1 protein-coding gene is annotated in these 255 nt (G+C 40.8%); it reads right to left on the minus strand.

What is annotated here, in order from left to right; translation table 11 throughout:
- Positions 1-255 (minus strand): alpha/beta fold hydrolase (locus R0K30_RS22660; protein WP_410613181.1); only part of this gene is annotated, 255 nt, incomplete at both ends.

Consider the following 255-nt stretch of genomic DNA (forward strand, 5'->3'; position numbering starts at 1 on the left):
GTTTCTGGATGAGTCATATGAATACAATGACCATGTGCGCTTATAACTTGGAGCGTCGCGTTAGGTATTTCATTTGCGACAAATTCGCCTACAGATGGCGCGGCTAAAGCATCGTGTTCACTTTGTAAAACTAATGATGGCTGTTTTATATGTTTAAGTGTCGCGCGATAATCAGATAAAAAAGTGGCTTCTGCAAAGTTTTTTGCAATCAGTGGATCGGTTGAACAAAAGCTTCCCGATAGTTCCGCTATAAAG

The sequence above is a fragment of the Bacillus sp. SIMBA_154 genome, assembly GCF_046536015.1.
Taxonomy (GTDB): Bacteria; Bacillota; Bacilli; order Bacillales; family Bacillaceae; genus Bacillus; species Bacillus pumilus_P.